This is a genomic window from Oleiphilus sp. HI0117 (genome assembly GCF_001635235.1).
Genome location: NZ_LWGA01000251.1, coordinates 1 through 759 on the forward strand (window position 1 = coordinate 1; position 759 = coordinate 759).

General features: G+C 44.5%; 1 protein-coding gene. It reads left to right on the forward strand.

Annotation, left to right across the window (positions count from 1 at the left end; all coding sequences use genetic code 11):
- Positions 1-64 precede the first annotated feature (64 nt).
- Positions 65-759: glyceraldehyde 3-phosphate dehydrogenase NAD-binding domain-containing protein (locus tag A3757_RS03150; protein ID WP_304439168.1), on the forward strand; the 695-nt coding region annotated here is incomplete at its 3' end.

The following is a 759-nucleotide window of genomic DNA, read 5'->3' on the forward strand; positions in this document are numbered from 1 at the left end:
CTGAACTATATATCTGGATAATAGCGGCCCTGATTTGACGCATAAACAAATAGAGGTGTTAAGCGTGAGCAATGAAGTGATTGATAACTGTTTTTCAGATTGGAAGAGTCGTGAAGCGACTGCAGAGGCGATGATTCCATTAATTGGTCGTTTGTACCGTCGTAATAATATTGTTACGTCCATCTATGGTCGTGCTGTTATTAACCAGTCAGTAATCGGAATTCTTAAGTCACATCGTTTCGTTCGCCAGGTGGAAGAGAAAGAATTATCTGTCCACGATACTTATGCGGTATTAAAGGTGATGGATGAGCTTGAGCTTGGTCATGCTCGTGTTGACGTTGGTAAGCTCGCCGTTCGCTTTGCTGAACAAACCAATGATGTTAGTTTAGAAGAGTTTGTCAAAGCAGAGTTATCCGACGTTGTTGGTGGCTACAGTGAAGAGGCTAGCAAAGCAGCTTCTGAAAATACCAAAGATGTCGTGTTGTACGGTTTTGGTCGAATCGGTCGCTTACTTGCGCGTATTTTGATTGAGAAAGCGGGCGGTGGAAATAATCTGCGTTTACGTGCAATTGTCGTTCGCGATGGCGGTGCTAAAAACGATCTAGAGAAACGCGCCAGCTTGCTTCGTCGAGACTCGGTGCATGGCCCATTCGAAGGTACAATCACGGTCGATTCTGAAAACAATCTATTGATCGCTAACGGAAATGCTATCCAGGTAATTTATTCTGGCGGTCCGGATCAGGTCGACTACACGCAATA